This is a genomic window from Paraburkholderia sp. BR10937, assembly GCF_040965695.1.
Taxonomy (GTDB): Bacteria; Pseudomonadota; Gammaproteobacteria; order Burkholderiales; family Burkholderiaceae; genus Paraburkholderia.
Genome location: NZ_JBFRCL010000014.1, coordinates 25173 through 47300, shown reverse-complemented (window position 1 = coordinate 47300; position 22128 = coordinate 25173). Strand labels below are relative to the sequence as shown.

Here is a 22128-nt window from a genome sequence, read left to right as displayed (position 1 = left end):
CATGACAGCTGCAGCGATCAATAGCAGATCTGTCGTTTCACTTCATGTGGACTCTCCCTTCTCGCCCGCCTTCGTGCGGGCGACTTTTTCCCCGCAAATCACCTATGAGCAAACGTCGAAGGTTTATCTTTGCCGCGCAGGCTGTATTCGCGCTGGCGTCCGTTATCGCGCCCGGCATGGCCACAATCGCACAGGCACAGGTCGTTTATCCGAAACCCGTGATCTATCCCGCAAGGGGGCAGTCGCCCTACCAGCAGTCCAATGATGATGCAGCCTGCTATAGCTGGGCCAGGCAGCAAAGCGGCGTAGACCCCGCACTTGTAGCGACAGGGCCGGCGCCCGTAGTGGTGGCTCCTGGCGGACAGCGCGTGGTCGGCGCCGCACGCGGTGCCGCGGTGGGCAGCGTCGCCGGCGCGATTGCGGGTGACGCCGGTAAGGGCGCTGCGGCGGGCGCCGCGATCGGCGCTATGGCTGGAGGAATAGAACGACGCCAGGAACGGCGCGAGATTGCGGCTTACGGCGCACAGGCCCAGGCAAGCAACGAGTACGCGATGTCGTCGTATTGGCACGCATGGCGCGCCTGCATGAGCGGACGGGGCTATACGCTCGAATAGAGAGCGTCCGCAGCGGCCTTTACGCACCGCGAAAGGGCCTTGTTGCCCACCCGGCCGCTGCTGCTAGTGATCACGCAGATATCGCGAGCGCACCTCAGCGCGGTCGTGAAAATGCGTGCGTCGTACTGAACTCATCCTGAGTCCCTATCTCGTACTCAACGACGAACCGAACGGGGCTGTCACTGAGGTGAACGTCTCGCAGGCTTTGCCGGCACACCACAACTGAAAACGATGTCACGCGCGTCCACCTTCGGCCCCAGCCCGCTTTCGAGCCGATCGAATGCGTAGACCACATACACAGGCTTGTCGGCGCATACCTTGCCGGCTACGTTGAAACAGGTCTTGCTGCTCTGGAACAAACCGTGGCAATGCACGCTCCAGGCTTCTTGGCCTTTGGACAGTTTGACGGCTTCCGCATTTTGCGGCAGTCCGGATGATGTCGTACAACCGGCGGAAACGGCAAGGACGAACAGGACTGAGAGAATACGGATATTCATTAGGTTTCAAGCGGGCTGATTGCGGTGAGGGGCAATGGCGCCGCAGCGGCAACTGTGTGCGTACTTCGTGGCAACTCTCAAAACACAAGGGCCGAGTTCAAACATCGCCATGCATTCCTTATGGTCTAGCAGGCTGCGGAAATACCGTGCACTGAAGTCATCGCGACGAATAGCGAAAGCGTTGATATAAGAAGCTCACCCACCACGAAATTATGCGCGGCGCCGACACGTTCACCGAGAATCTGTTTTCCGTGCGCAAGTTGGACGATTTTGTTCCGACCTCGCATCCGCTGCGCTCGATTCGCGTTATGGCGAACGAAGCGCTGGCGAAGATGGATCGGATCTTTGCCGGGATGTATGAGGTCGACATCAAGGGAGGCCGGCCGAGCATCGCGCCAGAGAAGCTGTTGCGTGCGATGCTGCTGCAGGTGCTATACAGCATCCGATCCGAGCGTCAGCTCATGGAGCAAACGCAATACAACCTGCTGTTTCGGTGGTTTATCGATCTGTCGATGGATGATTCGGTCTGGGTGCCGACGGTGTTCACGAAGAACCGCGAGCGATTGATCAGGCACGATGCGGTGGTCGAATTTTTCAACGAAGTCCTGTCGATCGCGCAGAAGAAGAACTGGCTGTCGGGCGAGCACTTTAGCGTAGATGGCACACTGATACAGGCATGGGCAGGACACAAGAGCTTTGCGCGCAAGGACGGTGAAGACGACAGGGATGACGACAGCGGCAGCGGCGAGGGAGGCTTCAAGGGTAGCAAGCGAAGCAACGAAACGCACGAGTCGAAGACCGATCCCGATGCACGGCTTTACCGCAAGGGCAAGACGGCCAGCGAACTTCGTTACATGGGTCACACACTGACAGACAATCGACATGGGCTGGTGGTCAACGCCCGCGTGAGTCGCGCTGACGGACACGCGGAACGTGAAGCGGCCAAGGTCATGATCAACGATGCGCGGCAAGCAGCGAAGGACGCGGCTGCACAAATCACGCTGGGCGCGGACAAGGGTTACGACCCACAGGAATTCATCGAAGCTTGCCAGCAGATGAAGGTCACGCCGCACGTGGCACAGAACACCTCCGGCCGCCGTTCGGCGGTGCCCGATGCGATTGCGCGCAGCGTCGGCTACGCGATGTCACAGCAAAAGCGCAAGCTGATCGAACAAGGTTTTGGATGGGCGAAGACCGTGGGCAGCATGCGCCAGGTGATGGTGCGCGGGTTGAAGAAAGTCGACCAGATGTTCGTGTTGAACATGGCGGCCTACAACCTCGTGCGCATGCGTTCGCTAGGACAGGTCCGCTCGTAGTGACGGCAATCGCGGGAATGAGGCGAAAAATACGCCTCAACCCGTCGAAAAAAACTTGGATTTGCCTTGAGATCTCGCAATGCAAAAAATTGACGACGAGACCCGCGCAAAGCCAAGAACGCTGTTTTCGCAGAGAAGTATTTCCGCAGCCTGCCAGGAACAGCGCATCGAAGCGCGCAGGCCGTGCGCGCGATCGATCGTCAGTGTTGAGTGGGTTGGATTGGTTCTGTCGTCGGCACAGGCGTCAAACCGCGAGAGATGGTTCGCATACCTACACACGTATCCCGGAAAAATCGCTTAAGACACCTTGTGGATCCAGCCGAATGGATCAGCAAATTTGCCGCGCTGAATACCGGTGAGCGTAGTGCGAATTCGTTGTGTGACAGGTCCTTCGCCACCATCGCCGATCTTGAATTCGCCCGCCGCGTGACGAACTTCTCCGATGGCCGTCACAACCGCTGCCGTACCACAGGCGAAGGCCTCCTTGACGCGACCGCCGATCGCATCGGCTTGCCACGATGCGAATGCATAAGGCTCTTCGGAGACTGTGATGCCCTCCCGTCTGGCCAGCTCAATAATGGAAGCACGCGTAATACCGGGCAAGATGGTGCCCGACAGCGGAGGGGTACGCAGGGAGCCGTCGTCCATCACGAAGAACACGTTCATGCCGCCCAGTTCTTCGATCCATTTGTGTTCCGCAGCGTCGAGGAACACGACCTGGTCGCAGCCTTTCGCTGCCGCCTCGGTTTGCGCAATCAGGCTGGCGGCATAATTTCCGCCGCACTTGGCCGCGCCTGTTCCACCTGGTGCCGCTCGGGTGTATTGGTCGGACACCCAAACAGTGACCGCTGTCTTACCCGCCTTGAAATACGGCCCAACGGGCGAAGCGATGACACAGAACAGATACTCGTTGGCGGCGCGCACCCCGAGAAAACTCTCCGTTGCAAACGTGAAAGGCCGAAGGTACAAACTGCCATCGCCGCCAGGAATCCAGTCCCGATCGATCTTCACGAGCGCATCCACTGCGCCGACAAAGAGTGTTTCGGGGAGTTCCGCCATGGACATGCGCGCTGCCGACGCGCGAAACCGCCTGGCATTCTCGTAAGGCCTGAAAAGCGAGATCGAGCCGTCGTCGCCGCGATAGGCTTTCATGCCCTCAAAAATCTCCTGCGCGTAGTGCAGCACAGCGCAGGCGGGGTCAATCTGAAACGGCCGGCGCGGCTCAACTTTCGCATCGTGCCAGCCAAGGGTATTGGTCCACCGGACCGTCGCCATGTGATCGGTGAACACGCGACCGAATACCGGGTTGGCAATGCTCGCGGTGATCTCATCGCGTGGGGTAGGTGTCGTGCTGGGCGAAATAGCAAACTGGACAGTTGTTTCAGTATTCATGGTTTCTTCGAGCAATGACGAAAATAACGCGGTCGCAGGGTTTCTGCAATCCGGCGGTCTGTGACGTGAAAGCCTTGGTCGCTGACCGTTATGGATGCGCGCTGCCGGAATTCACCCCCTCGCCCGGACGTGCCAAGGCAAGCAGCGCGACATCGGAAACGATGGCCTCACGATCGGCGAGAGCCTTGAAGCGCGCGAACGCTGCATTCAATTCTGCATCGCTGTCCATCATGACGCCAAGCTCACGCAGGCGCTGTTTGAACGCGGTTCGACCAGAAAGCTTCCCGAGCACGATCCTGTTTGCGCTCCAGCCTACGTCTTCCGCCCGCATGATTTCGTACGTATCGCGCGCTTTGAGCACACCGTCCTGGTGGATGCCGGACGCATGAGCGAATGCGTTAGCGCCAACGACCGCCTTGTTGGGCTGCACGGCAAATCCGGTAATCTCCGAGACCAACTGTGAAGCGGCGACAATCTGGCTCGTATCGACGCGCACGTCGAGGCCGAAATGATCTCCCCGGGTCTTGACCGCCATGACGACTTCCTCGAGCGCCGTATTCCCTGCCCGTTCGCCCAGTCCGTTGATCGTGCACTCGATCTGCCTTGCGCCGCCCGATTTGACCGCGGCTAGTGAGTTCGCCACGGCGAGGCCAAGATCATCGTGACAGTGCACCGAAAAAACCGCCCGGTCCGAATTTGGAATGCGCTCGCGTAGTTCGCGGATCAGTGCTGCATAACCTTCTGGCATGGCATAGCCAACGGTATCGGGTACGTTGATCGTAGTCGCGCCTTCGGCAATCACACCCTCCAGCACCCGGCAGAGAAAGTCCATGTCGGAGCGACTAGCGTCTTCTGGCGAGAACTCGACGTCATCGGTGAAACTGCGCGCCTGACGCACGGCGCGACGCGCCTGCTCGTACACCTGGTCGGGCGACATACGGAGTTTTTTCTCCCATATGCAGCGGCGATGTCGCGAGAAAGGTATGGATGCGAAAACGACTGGCTGGCCGCATCGCTTCGGCCGCACGTGAAATATCACGCTCGTTCGCGCGTGCGAGAGAACAGATAATGCTATCTTTCACTTCGCTTGCGATTACGCGCACTGCCTGGAAATCGCCCTCGGAGCTCGCTGCGAAGCCCGCTTCGATCACGTCGACCCGCATACGCTCGAGTTGCCTCGCAATGCGGAGTTTTTCTTCTTTTGTCATCGACGCACCCGGCGACTGCTCTCCATCCCGCAAGGTGGTATCGAAAATGATGAGTTGTTCTGCCATGCCAGTCTCCTGTAGGGATCGGCAACTGCATTGATCAGGGATTGGGGGTAACCTTTCCCGCTTGCCGGAACGCTGGATCACAGCGCCCGACCGTTCGCGATTATAGCCAACGATATTTCAGGTGAACCTGGGGTCAACCCGCGACTTTGAGGATCCAGTCGCACGGCCAACGTGCAAGGCAACACAACGCTCATCGGTCCCGCGCAGCGCTTGCCCGATTGCGGATCATCTCGAGAAACCACTCGCGTGGCGATGTCACACGTTCAGCCAAAACAGTACTCGACTAACATCTACCGCGCATTTCCCTCTTTCCCGTGTTCAGAAGGCCTTCCAGAGCGTTCATGTATCTCTCGGGGCCGCCACTGTCTTCTGGCGGACAACGCCCGCAGGCCGCGACGCGGCACGGTAGCGGCCTTGACCGCTGGTTGTACGCGCACCGCTCGACGCGCACGTCATGTAACCACCACGAGGTGACGTCGTACAGGTAGCCAAAGCACTCATGCTCGTGCAGGCCAAACGCCACTAGCGACAGGGTGTCTGGGCCGTCGAAGAATTGGAACGCACCGTCGCGATGTCCACCGTAACGCCATGCGCGGATGATCAACCGGTGCGGGTGTTCGTCGCTCCAGCCCATGGCGAGTTGCATCACCTGATGCAGTCGCGCAATCGTGATCTGCTCGGGAAGCAACACTCGCCGCCAGACCGGCGGGCTGACGCCGCGCAGGCTGATGCGTAACGGGAGGACGGAAGGCGGATCGGAACGGTCGTGGTCCATCGCCCCGCTATAAACTTCCCATCGTCCATATGCGCTGCGACCAGGCTTCCCCCCGCTTTGGCGCGGTCTCATAGAACGCCGTGCGCGCGGCCCGCTACCAGCGTGGCTGCTGCCAGCCTGGTTGCTGCCATGGTGGCTGCTGCCAGGTTGGCTGACGGGCACCGTGTATGTCGCCTGCCACCGCGCCCGCAGCGCCGCCGATGAGCGCACCTGTCCACGCGTTGCCACCGGCGATCGCCGCGATGCCCGCGCCAGCACCGGCCCCAAGCGCCGCACCGCTCACGGCGCCCTGCTCGCGCGGGGTCATATTCGTGCAACCTGTCATGGCAATGAGCCCGACGATGCTTGCGATCCATCCCAGTCGTTTCATGATCTTCGCCCTCATTGACTCTTGTTCTGGCCCGGTACGACCATCTGGAACCAAAGGGTCTCGATCACCGGATGCTGGATCATTGTGGGGTTCGCCGTGTAGTAGCTGTCCAGACCCTGGCGTACGCTGTCGAGCGTCTGGCCCTGCATGCCTTTGCCGAAGCGTTGCGCGATATCGTTGCTGTTTACCGTATTGCCGGCATAGGCATAGGCACGCTCAATATCCAGCAGATTCGCAATGCCAACGAGATAGGCTTTCTTCTCCGCATCCGTTGACGCCATCCATTGCTGTCCGGTGACGATGGGAATGCCTTGCGCTCGCGCGACGCTCCCCATCATTGCCAGCGACAGGAATGTTAGAGACAACAGCGTTTTCCAACGTGGTCTGATTGCCATCACATGCTCCATGGAAGTCATGTTCCCCGGCCGGCCGCCGATGAACGGCTCCGGCGTGATCGGGCTGAGCGAACTACCAGCTATGAACTTGAATCGGCTTTCGGCCATTCCGCAGCATTGCCGTCAAGCTTGATGAAAGAGTACTCGCGATCCTCGCGCTGCGCTTCGTACGGTGTCGTAGACATCGAACCCGGTCACATCAAGTCGTTGCGCATCCCGCGTTACGCGCGATTCAGCGAGGATGTGCGTTTTCAATGCCGGGGGCATATCAGGTTCGACCGCCGGCAACCCGGTCGGCATGACCCAATCGACAGAAAAGATGTATGTGTACGTTCAGGCAGATGCGCCGTCACGGCTTGCTCGATTGGGTGGCGCGTGACGATTCGCAGGGCGTGGCCCGCCAATTCCCGTTGGGGGGATAAGTTTTCTTACGCGAGGAGCTACGACCAATCGTCCAACCCGACCGGCGAGTTGCGCAAAGTCCTGCGCCGTTTTCGCCGTGGAAATCGGAGATCCGCTTCGGCCCGTTGGCGAACGGGGCCGAGGGGCACGTAACTGCGCCTAACGCCTGAATGGCGGTAGGAGAACTCGTATCCGCATGCGGACCACCAAAATGCTTTGTTTTCGGTAGCAGCATGCGGATGCATGCGAGGCGTACCACTCTTCCCATTAAAAGCACACCTAACGGATACGCCCGCCCCTTCTTATCCGGTTTATCCTGGTGCGGCCTTTATATCAGGGGAGCGGCATGCTTAGAGCCGCGCACCGCCCGTCGCGTCGATCACCTGCCCCGTCGTCCAGCGTGCCTCATTCGACGCGAGGAAGGTGACGACGTCAGCCACATCGACAGGTTGGCCCACTCGCGAAAACACCGACATGGCCTCTGCGCCGGCACGTGCCTCCGGTACCTTGATCCACGCCGCATTCATGTCGGTCTCCGTCACGCCCGGCATGACCGCATTCACCGTGATACCACGAGGACCGAATTCGGGGGCAAGCGCCAGCGTCAGCGTTTCAATGGCACCCTTCGACGCGGCATAAGCGGGATGCGTTGGGGCCGCGACACGCGTAAAACCCGTCGAAACGTTGATAATTCGTCCATTGTCGCGAATGTGATCTGCAATAGCCTGAATCAGGAAGAACGGTGCCTTGAAGTTGATCGTCAGGACCTCGTCGAATACTGATTCACTCGTCTGAGACAGGGGGATGGCCGGTGCCACGCCAGCGTTGTTGACGAGAATGTCGAGCCGGGGTTCGCCTATGGCACCGATCGCGGCTGCCTTGAACTGATCCCAGATACTGTCCGTTGCTTCCTTCCCGCGATTCAGGTCCGCTTTGATAGCGACCGCTTTCGATCCGAGCGCTTCGATTTCACGGATGGTGGCGTTCGCCGCATCCCGATTGGCGCCGTAGTGCACACCGATGAGCGCAGCCCCTTCTCTCGCAAATGCCAGGGCGACAGCACGCCCGATGCCACGCGAGCCTCCCGTAATAAGGGCCACCTTGTTTGAAAGTTTTGCAGACATCGACCACTCCTTCCTGACTGAATTAGTAGTGGTCGCTATAATATTAACGTTGAAACATGCTTGTCAACGATTTTTATAGGACTCGATATAAAAATGAGCGAACCCGCCCGGAAACGCGGCAGGCCGAGGTTGCTGGACCGCGACGTGGGACTCGATGTCGCCGCTCGCCTGTTCTGGGAGCACGGATACGAGGGTACCTCGATCGCCGATCTGACCGAGGCCATGGGTATCCCGCCGCCGTCCCTCTACGCAACGTACGGCTCCAAGGAAGACCTTTACAGACAGGCGCTCGACCATATCAGCGAGCGTGAAAACAAAGCGGCGCTGGAAGCGCTAGGCGGAAAGATGCCGGCTCACGATGCAATAGCGTTCTACCTGCACGACGCGGCGACACGCTTTACCGCCGCGGGAAGGCCGCGCGGCTGCATGGTTTCGACTGCTGTTCTCCAACACGCCGAAAAATGCGAGTCTGTCGCCCAGACGGTCGCCGCACGGCGCGAGCTTGGGCTGCAGACCATCAAGGCGCGCTTCGACCGTGCCGTCGCTGAGGGCGAGCTTGCCGCCGATACCGACACCGATGCGCTCGCACGCTTTTATGGCGCAGTGGTGCAAGGCATGTCGGCGCAAGCGTGTGACGGGGCATGCAGGGAAACTTTGCAGCGGCTGGCTGATATTGCGTTGTCGGCATGGCCATCGCCCTCAGTTCATCGCCAGAAGCCGGTTTCGTGAGCGAACCGGTTATCACCGAACAGGACACGGCCGTATCGACAGGATTCGGCCACTCGGAGGCGGGCGACATCGCGACACTGGTGGCGCTCTGTTGCTCCGGCGAAACCAGGTCGTCCCACAGACTACCAAATCGACAGGCGCTCGTCAGCGAGATCCAGCGCACTTATTAGTTTGCCAATCGTGAGCTCCTTGCCGTTTTCCCACGCTCGACCCGGAGGATTGCCGGTAGCAACACATTATTCTTCGCGGCCGTCACTTCTGCGAGAATCGATATCGCAATTTCGGGCGGCGTGCGGCTGCCGATATAGACCCCGGCCGGACCGCGCAACCGGGCGAGTTCTGCGTCGCTCAGATCGAACTCTTTAAGCCGCTCCCGCCGAGCAGCATTATTGCGCCGCGAGCCTAGCGCGCCGACATAGAACGCGGGTGTCTTCAGCGCTTCCATCAGCGCAAGATCATCCAGTTTAGGATCGTGCGTGAGTGTAATGATTGCACTGCGTTCGTCGAGTCTCATATCCAGGACCGTATCGTCGGGCATGGTGCGCACGAGTTTCGTGCCGGGTACATCCCATGTGTACACGTACTCCTCGCGCGGGTCGCACACCACCACCTGATAATCGAGCCCTGTCGCGACCTGGCACAAGTAGTGCGATAGCTGTCCCGCGCCAATCACGAGCATACGGAAGCGTGGCCCGTGAATCGTCGTCAAACGCGTCTCGTTGAAGTACACACCGTCAGTCGTCCTCGCTGGCCCGAGTGTGACTGCACCCGTTGTCATGTCTAGCGTGCGCGCCACCAGTTCGCCGCGACCGAGAGCCTCGAGCAACGGCTGAATGCCGCTTTGCCGCGTAATCGGCTCAAGCACGAGTTGCATCGTACCTCCGCAAGGCAGCCCGAAACGGCGTGCCTCCTCGGCGCTGATGCCATATTCGACCACTTCCGGTGTCCTTTGCGCGACGCCGTGCCGACGCACCTGGTCGATGAGGTCATCTTCGATGCAGCCGCCCAAAATCGAGCCCACCACGTGACCGTCATCGCGCAGGACAAGCATCGCCCCCTCCGGGCGAGGTGACGAACCCCACGTTTTCACAACCGTCACGAGCAGCATCCGATGACCTGCATCGAGCCAGCGCATCGTTGTTTCCAGCACCTCGAAATCAACACTATTCATGCTCATGTTCCTTCAGAACCTGCTCAAGCACCGTCACGCACGCGCGCCTACTGACTGCCGAACGGCTTTTTGACCGTCAGCCGGTTGGTCACGGACGTCACGCCCGGAACGCTTTTCGTGATCTCCGTCGCCTCGCCAATCTGGGAGGCGTCCGCCACGGTCCCGTCGAGCGTCACCGAGCCACCCTTCACGACCACGCTGATGTTGCCGGCGTTGATCTCCTTGTGCTTCGCGATCGCCGCGTAGACCTTGCGGCGCAGCGCAAAATTATCCTTTCGGTTGCTCTTCGCGCCCGTGTCCCCAGACGCTTCGGCCACTGTACCCTTTGACGCGCTGCGCGCTTCGCTCTCGCTGGCCTGCGCCCGGACGTGAATGGATGTTGATCCGACCAGTATTCCGACAGCGATCTTGAGTGCCCTGCCTGTCTTCATCGAATGCTCCAGTGCGCGGGGTGAGATCAGAAGACGTGGCGAATGCCGATCATCGCCGCGGTGCTCGAGGTACCCTCGGGAACCGGCGCGGCATAGGCGATCGTCTGGCTCATCCTGCCGCGGTTATTGACATGGCCAATCTGTATGTAGGTGATGGTTGTCCTGGACAAGCTGTATTCGGCACCCACCGCGTACAAATCCGATTGATTGGCTGAAACGTTGCGATCCTTCAGGTAATAGAAACCCGAGGTCACCTTGAGAAAAGGAGTGAATTTGTAGCCGAGTCCCCCGGAAATCATCTCGAAGTCGTCTTGACCACTTTTCGCTGGATTCCTGCCGATGCTGTATGACGCCGACACCGACAGGTCGTGGAACGTATACATCGCGCCGACATAGTAAAAGCGGTTGTTATCGAGCCCCGTGGGCGGCGCCGCGACGATTGTGCCGGCCGCTGTCGTCGTGAACGGATTGCTGTCGTGGCCGTTGTAGTAGGCAGCCGAGAGATTCAGACCGTAGTTCGAATACCTGAGTACTGCCGATTCGCGCGTGCCCCCCTGGAATTGACCCGCGACGCCACCCGGCGCATATTCGAGTCCCAGCGATAGACCGTGAAATTTCGGCGACTGGTAGACAATCGCGTTAGAGTCGTACAGCGCACCGATCGCTCCGTTTGTACTGGTGCCTTGCCAGCCTGCAGCCTGATTCATGCCAAGCCATGCGGTGAGGATACTGCCGAAGAATTGCGCGCCCCGTACGTCGGTGTCGGCCATCGCAAATATCATCGGCACGAACTGACGGCCCGCATCGATCGAGCCAAAAGGACCGGAGATGCCTATCGTCGCTTGCTGGTTGAAGATTGCGCTGATGCCCGGTGTGTCGGACAGTCCGAACTTCCCATTGGTACTCGTGAATGCTCCCTGGAGCCTGAAGTTGACCTTGTAACCACCGCCAATGTCTTCAACGCCCTTGAGCCCCCAGAAACTGGTGAAAATACCCGCGTCCTTGAGTGCATACTCGTGCCCAAGATTCACTTTCGACTGGAAATTCGGCGCATTCGCACTTTGATACAGCAATCCCGTATCGACGGCGCCATACAGCGTCACCGACGATTGCGCGGGTGCCGCGACCGTCCACGCAAAGAGCGTCGAGGCGACGATCACTTTCATTTTCATGCTGTCTCCAATGTCATATTTTTTGACGGATGCGTGCCACGCTGCGAACTTCCGCGTCGTCTTTTCAGCCAGTTTCCGGCCCGAAAAATACCGCGGCCAATCCCATTCCGAATACGGTTGCGAGAGTGATTCCCACCACACGGAATCCCAGATGCGCCGATGCAAGCGACACGAGCAACGGTCCAAGCGCGGTAAAGAGACGTGCCATATTCCAGGCGAAGCCTTGTCCTGTGGCGCGAACATGGAGTGGAAAAAGCTCAGTCAGGTACAGAGCGACGATGCCAAATCCGCCCATTGCGAAAAACCCGAATCCAAGCATCGCGAAGTAAAACGTCCCCAGTGTTTTCGCCCCTCCAAAAAGGGCAACGACTGCAATCCAGGCGCCGGCACAAAACACCGCGTAGACGATCCGTCTGGAAACACGCGGCATGAGACTGACGAGGAGCAGAATCGAGGCGTATCCAAGCACCGCGCCGGCATTGGTCGCCATGAAAGCGATGCCCGTCTGTCGCGTGAATTCCGCGTTGCCGGCGAATGGGAAGAACTCTCTCAGCAAGGTGGGAAAGAGGATGGATGCCCCCCAGCCACCGATCATCATTGCCGAGGCAATGAGCGTTCCGACCAGGGTTCGACGGCGCAACGGGCTGCCAAATATCTCCGATATCGAGCCCATTTTGGGACCTGCGTGACGCATTGCGGCCGCACGTGACTGCTCCCAACGCGCCGATTCCGGTGTGATGAACCGCAGGCCAAGGCTCGCGAGTGCCGGTGCCGCCCCCACGCCAAGCACCCAACGCCATCCAGCGCCGGAAAGCAGGATCGCAAGCGCGGAGGCGGCAACCAGTCCTGCCACATTGGCAACCTGCATCACCTGAACGGCCTTCGCTCTGTGTTTTTCCGGCCAGGTCTCCACGACGAGCGCGGCCCCGGCAGCCCACTCCCCTCCGATTCCGAAGCCCGCCAGCATCTGAAACAGGAGGAGCTGATACCAGTCTCGCGCGAAGGCACCGGCTGCCGTGAATACCGAGTAAATCAGCATCGTGCCGAGCATCACTCGAGCTCGCCCAAACCGGTCTGCCACGATACCGAACAGAATTCCGCCTATGCCCCAGCAAAGCAGCTTCGCGCCGACAATGAGCCCGCCAATCCGCATGACGCTGCCTTGCGAAGCCCCAAGCAGGTCGTGGAGGGCCGGAACCATGATCATGGTGAACAGGTACAGATCCATCGCATCGAACATCCACCCCACAAATGCGGACGCAAGCACGATCCACGCGGCCTTGCCCACGACAGAAGCGCCGACGTTGCTCCCACGTTCTGTCGACTCAAAAGGAGTCGATTTCGTTTCCATCTTCCCATCTCCTGCTTTGCACTACTTATGATTGGAAAAGCACTTCTCGAGACGTCGATGTCATCGCGTGTCGGGCATGAAAAGATTCAGTAGATGCGGCTACCGTTTGCCGACCTGACCAGACTGAACAGAAACCTCAACGAAGAAAACTATGACGAACGCGGTCTGGCAAACCACTGCCTGCACTTCGAAACCAGCGTTTTCCACAGCAAGCCGAGCAGGGAAATCTCGTTCGTTGGGCCCGCAGCGTTGTCACGGCGTGTTGCCGCCACAGGTTCTCTTTCTCCAGTGGATGTCGAAGCGAACGCGTCTGTGTCGACCCGTGGCACCACTGCTTCAGTCTGCCGGTCCGCAAGCTTCTCCAGCAAATTAGCCGCGAATTGACGGACCATCTGTTCCGATACGGCGTTGATGATCCCAACCCCGCGGCCGTATTGCGCCACCTGCCCCGCCATCTGCACACTGGTGCGAACGTCAACCTGGGTGCCGGCAGCGTCACCGAGACGAGATAGAGAAAACGTGGTCACCGTATTGGCCGATCCGCGGTTCCTGGTCTCCTGCCATGTGGCCTCAACGGTCGCCGTATACGCGTCGCCCAACGGGGCGCTCAGGGTGACCAAGCCGGAGAATTCCATCGCGATTGGCCCCAGCTTGACGCGAATCAGCCCCTTGTACGAGTCCTGGCCGAGTGTGTCCGTGAGCGTCGCACCGGGAAGGCAGGACACCACCAGCGGTACGTCGAGTAGTGCGTTCCAGGCACCGTCGATAGTCGAGTCGACCGAAAAGCGATTTACGATTTCCATACTTCTCCACCTTCATCCGTGTATTGCTCGAACTGGCCCAATAACACTTCCGCGTACGCATCGGGCGCGTCGACGCATGCAAGGTGCGCGGCAGCGCGCAGCGTTCGTTCCTCCGCGCCCCGGATTCCTTGCGTCAACCGCGCCGATACGGCTCTGGGTACACTCCCGTCGAGTTCGGCGTTGAGCACGAGCGTCGGGGCCTCGATGTCGCACAGCAGACTGGACACATCGTCCGTGGCAATGGCGTGCAATATTTCCAGGTAATCCGTTGAAGCGATGGCCGCAATCTGCTGGGCAAGTCGCTCCCGCTTCGGATACGCCGTGTTTCTGTGGAGCGTCTGCTCCACGTACATGCGCGCAAAGAGATGCATTGGCAGCTTTTTCAACATCCCTTCGGTTGCTGCGAGCCGCCTGGCTACAGCCGGTCCTGAAACGCTTGCGTAAGCGCTCGACAAGACCATGACCGCAACGCGTCGACCCAGCTTCGCGGCAACGCGGACTGCAGTGAGTCCCCCCATCGAGATGCCCACCAGGCCAAAACGGTCGAGACCAATGGCCGCCGTCACCGCGACGACGTCGCTGGCAACCGCGTCTGCATTCCACGCGCTTCGCTTCGTCGAGTCGCCGTGACCTCGGGCATCTATCGCCACGACTCTATATTTCGCGGTGAGTGCGGGCAGAACGTCGTCCCACAGCGCGCTCGAAGTGCCGAGACTATGGAGCAAAACGACCGCGGGCCCGTTGCCGATGTCGATATAGGCAATGCGCTCGCCGTCGACGCTCAGAAACCGCTTGTCGTGGGACGGCGCGAACGGCGCTGTCGCGTCGAGGCGAGCTGCGATCGATTCCGCCAGAACATCGGCGGCAAGCGCGGCGAGCGTTGGCGTATGCGGACCGGTCGATTCCCGCAAGAAGGTCTTGACTCCGCGTAACGCCTGCGGCGCCCGGCTGTTCATGAACACGATGAAATCGTCCAGCGCGTTGTCCAGCTCCCAGGGAGCGACGACTTCACCGATCAGCCCATACTCCAGAGCGGTCGTCGCGTCGATGGGCCGGCCCGCCAACACCAGGCGCGAAATTGCTTTGACATGAACGCGCGCGATGAGCACGGACATCAGCAGTGCAGGAGCAAACTGCTTCTCCAGTTCGTTGGCTTCGAACTGGCTACGCACGTCGGCGACTGCATAGTCGCTCGCTGCAACGATTGCGCAACCCATACCCGAAGCAAGCCCTTTGACGAAACAAGCGACCGGCACCGCACTCGAACGGATGGCCTCGTAGAGCGCGAGAATGGGCGCCGCCCCCCGTTCCTTGATTGCGGCGCGTGGATCTTCCATTGGGGCAAGTGCCGGCGGTGGCGATGCGGCCCGGCCTGCGCAGAAGTTCTCGCCCTCCCCGGACAACACGATTGCCACGGTGCTCTCGGGAGGGTCGCTGATCACTTCTGTGAGCGCTCGCAACATGGCGTCATCCAGCTCGTTCCTGCCATCAGCGCTGTTCAGGGCGATATGCAGAACATGCCCCTTCATCTTCAGCAGCAGATTTTCATGCATTCCGGTCTCCACGTTCATCGCGATTTCACGCCGGGTGATGGCATGCCCGGTACGAATTGCCGAACAACCCCCTGGTTCTGAAGTATCCTCAGTTCGTCGATATCGAGGCCGATGTACTCGCCAAGCACGGCGTTCGTATGCTCCCCCAGATGGGGCGGGTAACTCGCACCGGCGGGACCCGAGGTATCGAGCTTGATTGGATTGCCGGGCACGCGCACATGAGATCCCGCTCGACTGCGAAGCTCGACGAGCATGTCTCTGTGCGCAACCTGCGAGGCATTCAGTGCCTTATCCACTGTCTTGACCAGAGCGGCCGGAATCGAGGCCGAATTCAGCAGATCGAGCCAAGTCTGCGCGGGTTCGGACCGGAAGCGCGCCTCCAGCGTTTCCCATAGCGCGACCTTGTTTGCGAGGCGTTCGGCCGGATCCTTGAATCTCGGGTCGTGGACGAGGTGTGGCAAACCGACTGCCTTGCACAGGTCGGCCCACATACGTTCGGTGTTGGCGGTCACGACCAGTGAAACGCCGTCGCCACATTCGAACGAGCGGTAAGTCGGTATCGAATCGTGGCCTCGCCCCTGTGGTTCCGGCACTTCGCCCGACAGCAGGTAATAGGCACCTTGATAACAGAGCATGGCGATTTGCGCATCGAGCATCGACACATCGACGAACCGTCCTTCGCCGGTAGTCTGGCGCTCGACCAGCGCAGCGAGTATGCCCATCACGCCATACATGCCGGCCGCCAGGTCGCCGATCGGAATGCCAGCGCGAACGGGTGCCTGCCCGGGCTCTCCGGTCAGACTCATGCCCCCCGACATCGCCTGCACGATCATGTCGTAAGCGGGAAGATCCCTGTCCGGGCCGGTCTGTCCGAAGCCGCTGATACTGCAATAGACGAGCCGCGGATTGTGCGCGCGAAGCGCCGCTTGACCGAGCCCGAGCCGCTCCATCACACCGGGGCGATTGTTTTCTACGAGGACATCGGATTGCGCTGCCAACTCCCGAACGAGTTCCGCTCCCCTCGCGGTCTTGAGGTCGATGACGACACTCTTCTTGTTGCGATTGACCGCGAGATAGTAGGCGCTGTCTCCCTCTACGAAATGGGGAGGCACGCCGCGTGAAAGTTCACCCGCCGGCGGCTCGATCTTGATGATCTCGGCGCCGAGGTCACCGAGGATCTGCGTTCCGAAAGGGCCCGACAGGAACTGCGTGAGGTCCAGAACCCTCACGCCGCTCAACGGACCCGTTTTTCCAGATTCCATATCGTTATCCTGCAAGTTCTTCGTTCGAGGTGTGTGAAAGGGCGACGTCGCTGTAGGCGCCGGCGGCATGCAGACATTCAAAGATCATTTCAGGCAGCACGGGAGTTTCGTCAAATCGGATAGACCATCGGCTCAGCGCATCCTCGATGGCACTGACGATCGCCGCGGATGCAGGAATCGTCCCGCCCTCCCCGGCGCCTTTGACGCCAAGCGGGTTGTTCGGCGAGGGCGAAACGAGATGCGCCATCGCGATGTGGGATGGCATGTCGAGAGCGGTCGGCAGCAGAAACTCGGCGAAATTCGTCGCGAGCGGCTGGGCATTCTCGTCGTACGCATGGCGCTCGAGCAGCGTGTTGCCGATCCCATGGGAAATCGCGCCAATCACTTGCCCCTCGACGAGCATCGGATTGATCACATTCCCGCAATCGTGCGCAACGCCATAACGCAAGACCTTCACGTAGCCAGTCCCGATATCCACCTCGACTTCCGCGAACGCCGTTCCGTTGGCGTAGACACTGGCTTTCGGGGAGAAATAATGCGTGACGGTCATGCCTGCATCCAGCCCGTCAGGAAGCGTGAACCCAGGTATCCCATAGGATATCTGAGCGATTTTCCCGAGCGGCAGCGCCCTTTCCGGCTGACCTCGTGCGCATACGACGCCACGCGCGATCTCGATCTGATCCAGTGGAACACGAAGGGCGTTCGCGGCCAGCGCCCTGATTTTTCCGGCGAGCTTGCCGCACGCGATGTGAACGGCATTTCCGGCGTTGACGGTGATCCGGCTCGCGAATGTCCCGACGCCCATTGCAAGCTTGCCCGTATCGCCGACGACTACCGTGATGGCATCCATCTCGACACCGAGCTGATCGGCCGCTATCTGGGCAAAGATGGTTTTCATTCCTTGTCCCTGCGCGCCGGCGCCCCCGACGTCCAGGTGGATGCGTCCGTCGTTTTGCAACGTGACTTCCGCCCCTTCATAAGGACCGAGACCGCAACCTTCGACGTAGTTGGCAAAGCCGATCCCGAGATACCGTTGCTGCGCACGCGCGTGCTCCTGGCGGGCGCGAAACGCGTCCAGACCGGCAAGCTCGACCGCCTTTTCCTGGGTCTCCGGATAGTCTCCGGAGTCATACACCATCTGCGAACCGTCACGGAATATCAGGCCGGTTTTGTACGGCAGCTGTTCCGGCTGCACAAAATTGCGGCGTCGAATTTCCAGACGGGTGAGACCGAGCTGGTCGGCTGCCGCATCGAGCATCCGCTCCATCGCGAATACCGCTTTAGGCCGTCCCGCGCCGCGCACCGGCGTGGTCGGCACCATGTTCGTGCACGCGACTTTCAGCTTCACGTCGAATGCGGGGACGACATACGGACCCAGCGACGAGGTCACCGCGATGATCGGCACGACAATGCCCCAGGGCACGTACGCACCGTTATCGTGGACCACGGAACCGCGCACGCCGAGGATCTTTCCGTCCTGGTCGAGCGCCATCTCGAGATCCCACAATTGATCGCGCTCCTGGGTAATGCACAGGAAGTGCTCGCGCCGATCTTCGGTCCACTTGACCGGCACACCCAGGCGGAGTGCCGCGGAGACCACGACGAACTCTTCCGGATAGGCGATACCCTTGGGACCGAACGCCCCTCCGACGTCCGGCATGATGACCCGGATCTTCGCTTCGTCGTAGCGGAGCGCTTGCGCGAGAAGACGTCTTTCGAGGTGCGGCGCCTGGCCTGAATTCCAGACGGTCAGATCGCCGGTGCCGCCATCGAGCCGCGCGAGCGTCGCGCGGCATTCCATCGGGTGCGCAGTTCCGCGATGATGGAATATCTCGCGCTTGACCACGTGTGCTGCGCTCGCAAAGGCCGAGTCGACTTCGCCGAAAGCAAACGGCATGTCGAGCAGGAGGTTCGTCGGAACGTCGCTGTGAGCCCGTGGCGCATCCGGGTCGAATATCTTCCTGATGTCGCCGGCAACAGGCAGTACCTCGTAGTCGATCTGCACCAGGTTAGCGGCGTCTTCCGCGATGTACCGGCTTTCGGCAAGGACAACAGCAACCGCCTCGCCGACGTAGCACACCTCGTCCGCAGCCAGCGGCGACCACATGCGCGGCTCATCGAGCATGTGCGTGGGCGCCAGGACAGGCAATGGCCGCCGCAGCGCTTCATCCAGGTCGGCGAATGTCCAGACATGCTGTACGCCCGGTACGGCCTTTGCTGCTTGCGTATCGATGTGCCTGATGCGGGCGTGCGCGTGCGACGATCGCACGAAACAGCAATGCAACGTTCCAGCAAGGTGGATATCGTCGACGAATTGCCCCTCGCCTTTGAGCAGCGCGGGGTCTTCCGTGCGCTTGACGGGCTTGCCGACATATCGCGCGCCCACGGCCGACTCCGATGGGGCATCGCCGCGCTTCGAGTGTGCGGTAACCGGTCCGAAAGCGGGATCGGGCTCGCCGCGCATTCGCGCTGCGGCGAGCAGCGCCGCTTCGACTATGGCCTGGTAGCCCGTGCAGCGGCAGATATTCCCGCTGATCGCATCACGCACTTGCGCCTCGGACGGGTCGGGGTTGGCCCGCAAAAACTCCGTGAGCGTGGTCAACATGCCCGGAGTGCAGTATCCGCACTGCAACGCATGGCGATCCTGAAACGCCTGCTGCAGGATGCCGAGCGAGCCGTCGGCATTCGCCAGCCCCTCGACGGTTGTGACCTTCCGCCCGTCGACCTGACCACAGAGCTGAAGGCACGAGCGCATGGAACGTCCATCCACCAGTACCGTGCATGCCCCGCAAACACCATGCTCGCAGCCATAATGCGTGCCGGTCTTGCCAAGCTGGTGACGAAGAAAATCGCCGAGCGTCACTCTGGGGTCGATGTCGCAGGTCACCGCCTGTCCGTTCAGTTCGAAGGCAATCCTTGCCTGTTCTACGAATTCGATTCTCTGATCCATTATTTCCTCAGCTTGCGTTCAATGCGCGAGCGAACGCGCGCCCAAGCGCACGCTCGGTCACGGTGCACGCGAGGCGTTGTCGATAGACCGCACTGGCACTCGTGTCGCCAAGGGCATCGATCCGGCTTGCTCTGCCAGCGGCTACCTTTGCGAGACCGTCGCTGGGCTGCTGTCCCTGGAGGACGTCGTCGAGCTGCAGACGGCAAGGTTTGCTGCCCATGCCGCACAGAACCACATCGGCACGGCCGATAGCGCGATTGGCGTCGACGGACACCATGGCCGCGGCGCCGACGATCGCGAAGTCCCCATGCCTGCGCGAGAATTCCTCGAATGCATAGCCGTGCGGCTCGTTCCAGATGCGCAGGCGAATTTGCGTCACCATTTCGTCCGCTTCGATCGAAGTCGTCATGAAGCCGCACGCGAACTCATGAAACGGGATGCGCCGCTCTCCGCAGGGTCCCACGGCGACGATGGTCGCATTGAAGATTTCGGCGAGTGCGGGCTGCTCCGAGGCCGGGTCGAGGTTGCAAACGCTTCCGACAAATGTGCCGCGATTTCGCGTCTGAATGTGACCGACCAATCGATACGCCTCGACCATCAGCGGCGCGTATCGGTGAATCAAGGGCGATTGCTCGATATCCCGCTGGCGAACCAGTGCGCCGATACAGACCTCGCCGCCTTCCAACGCTATCCCGTCGAGGCCGGGTATCGCGTTCACGTCGATCAGATGGTCCACATACGCGTAACGCATGGCCAGCATCGGCATCAGCGTCTGCCCGCCAGCGACGATGCGTGCGTTGTCCAGCGTGGCAAGCAGTTCGACGGCGCGCGCCACGCTTTCCGGGCGGTGCCAGGTAAAGGGTGCTGATTTCACTTCTCACCTTCCAAGAATGTGTATCGCGCAGGCACCGTGATCGAAGCCATAGGCGCCTCCGCCGGTGATGTGCGCCAGCCCGATCCGCGGACCGCGCGGCTTGTCTTTCGCGACCTGGCGTGCGCCGCAGCGGCCCTGCAACTGCCGGGTTACTTCTACGATCTGCGCGATGCCCGACGCGCCAAGCGGATGGCCCCTGCAGAGCAGACCGCCGGAAGGGTTGAACGGAATCCGCCCGTTCAGCGACGTTTGACCTTCCCTGATCAAACCCGCCCCTTCTCCGTGGCGGGCAAAACCCAGTGCTTCGTAGTACAGCAATTCGGCGATGGTGAAGGCGTCGTGACACTCGACGAGATCGATGTCGGAAGGTCCGATGCCGCAGGATTCGTAGGTCTCGTTCGCACAACGCATCGTGACCTCGGGAGTCGTCATATCCCTGCCTCCCTGCAGGTAACGGCCCGACGTCAGATGCGACGCTAGAATCTTCACGGTGCCTTGCCGATTCGCAATGGGAAAGTCGGAGGCGGCAAGCACTACCGCCGATGCGCCATCGCCCAGCGGGCAGCACTGAGGCAACGTCAGCGGCGAGGCCACCTGCCGACTAGCGAGCACTTCATCCACCGAGATGGTGCTGCGGATCTGTGCATAGGCGTTGAGCGCGCCATTCGCCCTGGCCTTGACCGCGATCTGCGCGAGATCGCGAGGCGACAAATCGAATTCGTGCATGTATCGCTGTGCGCGCATTGCGTACAGCGCCGGCATCGTCAATCCGTTCGCCGCCTCGACATCCTCATCGCCCAGGTCAAGTGGTCCGCCGCCGAGACGGGTCAATTGCTCCGCGCCGACCACGACGGCACAATCCACCGCCCCCGCGGCAATTGCGAGCCAGGCGTGCCGGAATGCGCTCGCCGACGACGAGCAGGCATTTTCGAAATTCGCCGCTTCGATGCCGGTCAGCCCCGTCTCCCGTGCGATACGTTGGGCAGCCAATGGACCACCGGATACCGTTCCGCAATAAATAGCGCCGATGCGCGGCCGATCGATTCCGGCTTCGTCAAGTGCCTCGATGACCGCTGGCGCGGCGAGCTGTGGAAGACTGACTTCCGGGAAGCGCCCAAAGCGAACCATGCCTGTGCCGACGACGCTCACGCTCCTCAAACCGTTCGTCGCGCTCATGAACCTGCCTGCCGGGAACCTTCGCCGGGTGCGGCAAAGAAATAGATGAACTGGCTCGCTCGTTTGTTTGCTGGTTTCACTCGCAATTCGAGTGGCTGCCCCGTCTGGACGGCGCCAACTTCCATTTCGATGCGCCCGAAGACCCTCAGGCCGTCACTAAAGTCCACATAGCCGACGATATAGGGCGTGTCGACGCCCCTGGGTCCCATATGCACCACGCTATGGCAGTAGAGGGTGCCGATCGCCGGCAACGGCAACGCAACGAAGTCACGACCGCCGCAGTGGGGGCACACGGTGAGTACCGGATAGATCGGCGCTTCACAAGCGGAGCACTTCGCTCCGAGTAATGACCAGCCCTTCCCGCCTCTCACCACCGAGGCGGTGCCTAATCGTCTGAAACCGTTCACGCTGGCTCCCATTTCTGTTCGAGTTTCGTGGTGTAGTGTGTATTACACTATAGTAGTAAACGGCAACGAGAAAGGTAGGGAAAACCCGGC

General features: G+C 60.5%; 20 protein-coding genes and 1 pseudogene. 3 read left to right on the top strand and 18 right to left on the bottom strand.

The window, feature by feature from the left end; genetic code table 11:
• Positions 1–176: 176 nt before the first annotated feature.
• Entirely contained in the window at positions 177–614 is a 438-nt protein-coding gene (locus AB4Y44_RS13865; RefSeq protein ID WP_342923775.1) for a glycine zipper domain-containing protein, read from the top strand.
• 179 nt (positions 615–793) lie between these two features.
• On the opposite strand, the gene AB4Y44_RS13860 is transcribed toward AB4Y44_RS13865, so the two are convergent.
• Entirely contained in the window at positions 794–1111 is a 318-nt protein-coding gene (locus tag AB4Y44_RS13860) for a hypothetical protein (RefSeq protein ID WP_368699902.1), read from the bottom strand.
• 212 nt (positions 1112–1323) lie between these two features.
• Here AB4Y44_RS13860 and AB4Y44_RS13855 point away from each other — a divergent pair, with 212 nt between their 5' ends.
• Positions 1324–2427: an IS5 family transposase gene (locus AB4Y44_RS13855; protein WP_368699901.1), complete on the top strand. Its 1104-nt coding sequence runs from the start codon at positions 1324–1326 to the stop codon at positions 2425–2427.
• A gap of 297 nt (positions 2428–2724) precedes the next feature.
• On the opposite strand, the gene AB4Y44_RS13850 is transcribed toward AB4Y44_RS13855, so the two are convergent.
• From AB4Y44_RS13850 to AB4Y44_RS13825, 6 genes and pseudogenes are all read right to left on the bottom strand, one after another.
• The gene (locus AB4Y44_RS13850) at positions 2725–3819 is read right to left on the bottom strand and encodes a branched-chain amino acid aminotransferase (protein ID WP_368699900.1); all 1095 of its coding nucleotides are present in this window, start codon (positions 3817–3819) and stop codon (positions 2725–2727) included.
• Between the two features lie 88 nt (positions 3820–3907).
• Positions 3908–5027: pseudogene (locus AB4Y44_RS13845) on the bottom strand (2-isopropylmalate synthase).
• Between the two features lie 349 nt (positions 5028–5376).
• Entirely contained in the window at positions 5377–5868 is a 492-nt protein-coding gene (locus AB4Y44_RS13840) for a plasmid pRiA4b ORF-3 family protein (protein ID WP_342923771.1), read from the bottom strand.
• A gap of 94 nt (positions 5869–5962) precedes the next feature.
• The gene (locus AB4Y44_RS13835; protein WP_342923770.1) at positions 5963–6238 is read right to left on the bottom strand and encodes a hypothetical protein; all 276 of its coding nucleotides are present in this window, start codon (positions 6236–6238) and stop codon (positions 5963–5965) included.
• An 11-nt stretch (positions 6239–6249) separates the two neighbouring features.
• On the bottom strand, positions 6250–6741 hold the full coding sequence (locus AB4Y44_RS13830) for a hypothetical protein (protein WP_342923769.1): 492 nt from the start codon (positions 6739–6741) through the stop codon (positions 6250–6252).
• A gap of 644 nt (positions 6742–7385) precedes the next feature.
• Positions 7386–8159 carry an SDR family oxidoreductase gene (locus tag AB4Y44_RS13825; protein WP_368699899.1) on the bottom strand — a complete coding sequence of 258 codons (774 nt, stop codon included), beginning with the start codon at positions 8157–8159 and terminating at the stop codon, positions 7386–7388.
• A 93-nt stretch (positions 8160–8252) separates the two neighbouring features.
• Between AB4Y44_RS13825 and AB4Y44_RS13820 the strand changes: the two genes are divergently transcribed.
• Positions 8253–8888 (top strand): TetR/AcrR family transcriptional regulator, encoded by a 636-nt coding sequence (locus AB4Y44_RS13820; RefSeq protein ID WP_342923767.1) that lies wholly within the window; start codon positions 8253–8255, stop codon positions 8886–8888.
• Between the two features lie 166 nt (positions 8889–9054).
• On the opposite strand, the gene AB4Y44_RS13815 is transcribed toward AB4Y44_RS13820, so the two are convergent.
• From AB4Y44_RS13815 to AB4Y44_RS13765, 11 genes are all read right to left on the bottom strand, one after another.
• Positions 9055–10059: an XdhC family protein gene (locus AB4Y44_RS13815; protein WP_368699898.1), complete on the bottom strand. Its 1005-nt coding sequence runs from the start codon at positions 10057–10059 to the stop codon at positions 9055–9057.
• Positions 10060–10106: 47 nt separating this feature from the next.
• Entirely contained in the window at positions 10107–10490 is a 384-nt protein-coding gene (locus tag AB4Y44_RS13810) for a BON domain-containing protein (RefSeq protein ID WP_368699897.1), read from the bottom strand.
• 26 nt (positions 10491–10516) lie between these two features.
• Positions 10517–11662, bottom strand: coding sequence for a porin (locus AB4Y44_RS13805; protein WP_342923764.1), 1146 nt, complete (start codon positions 11660–11662; stop codon positions 10517–10519).
• A 64-nt stretch (positions 11663–11726) separates the two neighbouring features.
• Positions 11727–13013, bottom strand: a complete 1287-nt coding sequence (locus tag AB4Y44_RS13800; RefSeq protein ID WP_342923763.1) for an MFS transporter — start codon at positions 13011–13013, stop codon at positions 11727–11729.
• Between the two features lie 149 nt (positions 13014–13162).
• Positions 13163–13816, bottom strand: coding sequence for an SRPBCC family protein (locus tag AB4Y44_RS13795; protein WP_368699896.1), 654 nt, complete (start codon positions 13814–13816; stop codon positions 13163–13165).
• Positions 13804–15369: an alpha/beta fold hydrolase gene (locus tag AB4Y44_RS13790; protein ID WP_368699895.1), complete on the bottom strand. Its 1566-nt coding sequence runs from the start codon at positions 15367–15369 to the stop codon at positions 13804–13806. Before AB4Y44_RS13790 ends, AB4Y44_RS13795 begins: the two co-directional genes overlap by 13 nt.
• A 14-nt stretch (positions 15370–15383) precedes the next feature.
• Positions 15384–16646, bottom strand: coding sequence for a CaiB/BaiF CoA transferase family protein (locus tag AB4Y44_RS13785; RefSeq protein ID WP_368699894.1), 1263 nt, complete (start codon positions 16644–16646; stop codon positions 15384–15386).
• A complete protein-coding gene (locus tag AB4Y44_RS13780; RefSeq protein ID WP_368699893.1) occupies positions 16636–19581 on the bottom strand; it encodes a molybdopterin cofactor-binding domain-containing protein in 2946 nt (981 codons plus the stop codon). Before AB4Y44_RS13780 ends, AB4Y44_RS13785 begins: the two co-directional genes overlap by 11 nt.
• Before the next feature lie 7 nt (positions 19582–19588).
• The gene (locus AB4Y44_RS13775; protein WP_342923758.1) at positions 19589–20455 is read right to left on the bottom strand and encodes an FAD binding domain-containing protein; all 867 of its coding nucleotides are present in this window, start codon (positions 20453–20455) and stop codon (positions 19589–19591) included.
• A 3-nt stretch (positions 20456–20458) separates the two neighbouring features.
• On the bottom strand, positions 20459–21631 hold the full coding sequence (locus AB4Y44_RS13770) for a thiolase family protein (protein ID WP_342923757.1): 1173 nt from the start codon (positions 21629–21631) through the stop codon (positions 20459–20461).
• Positions 21628–22038: a Zn-ribbon domain-containing OB-fold protein gene (locus tag AB4Y44_RS13765; RefSeq protein WP_368692236.1), complete on the bottom strand. Its 411-nt coding sequence runs from the start codon at positions 22036–22038 to the stop codon at positions 21628–21630. Before AB4Y44_RS13765 ends, AB4Y44_RS13770 begins: the two co-directional genes overlap by 4 nt.
• Positions 22039–22128 lie beyond the last annotated feature (90 nt).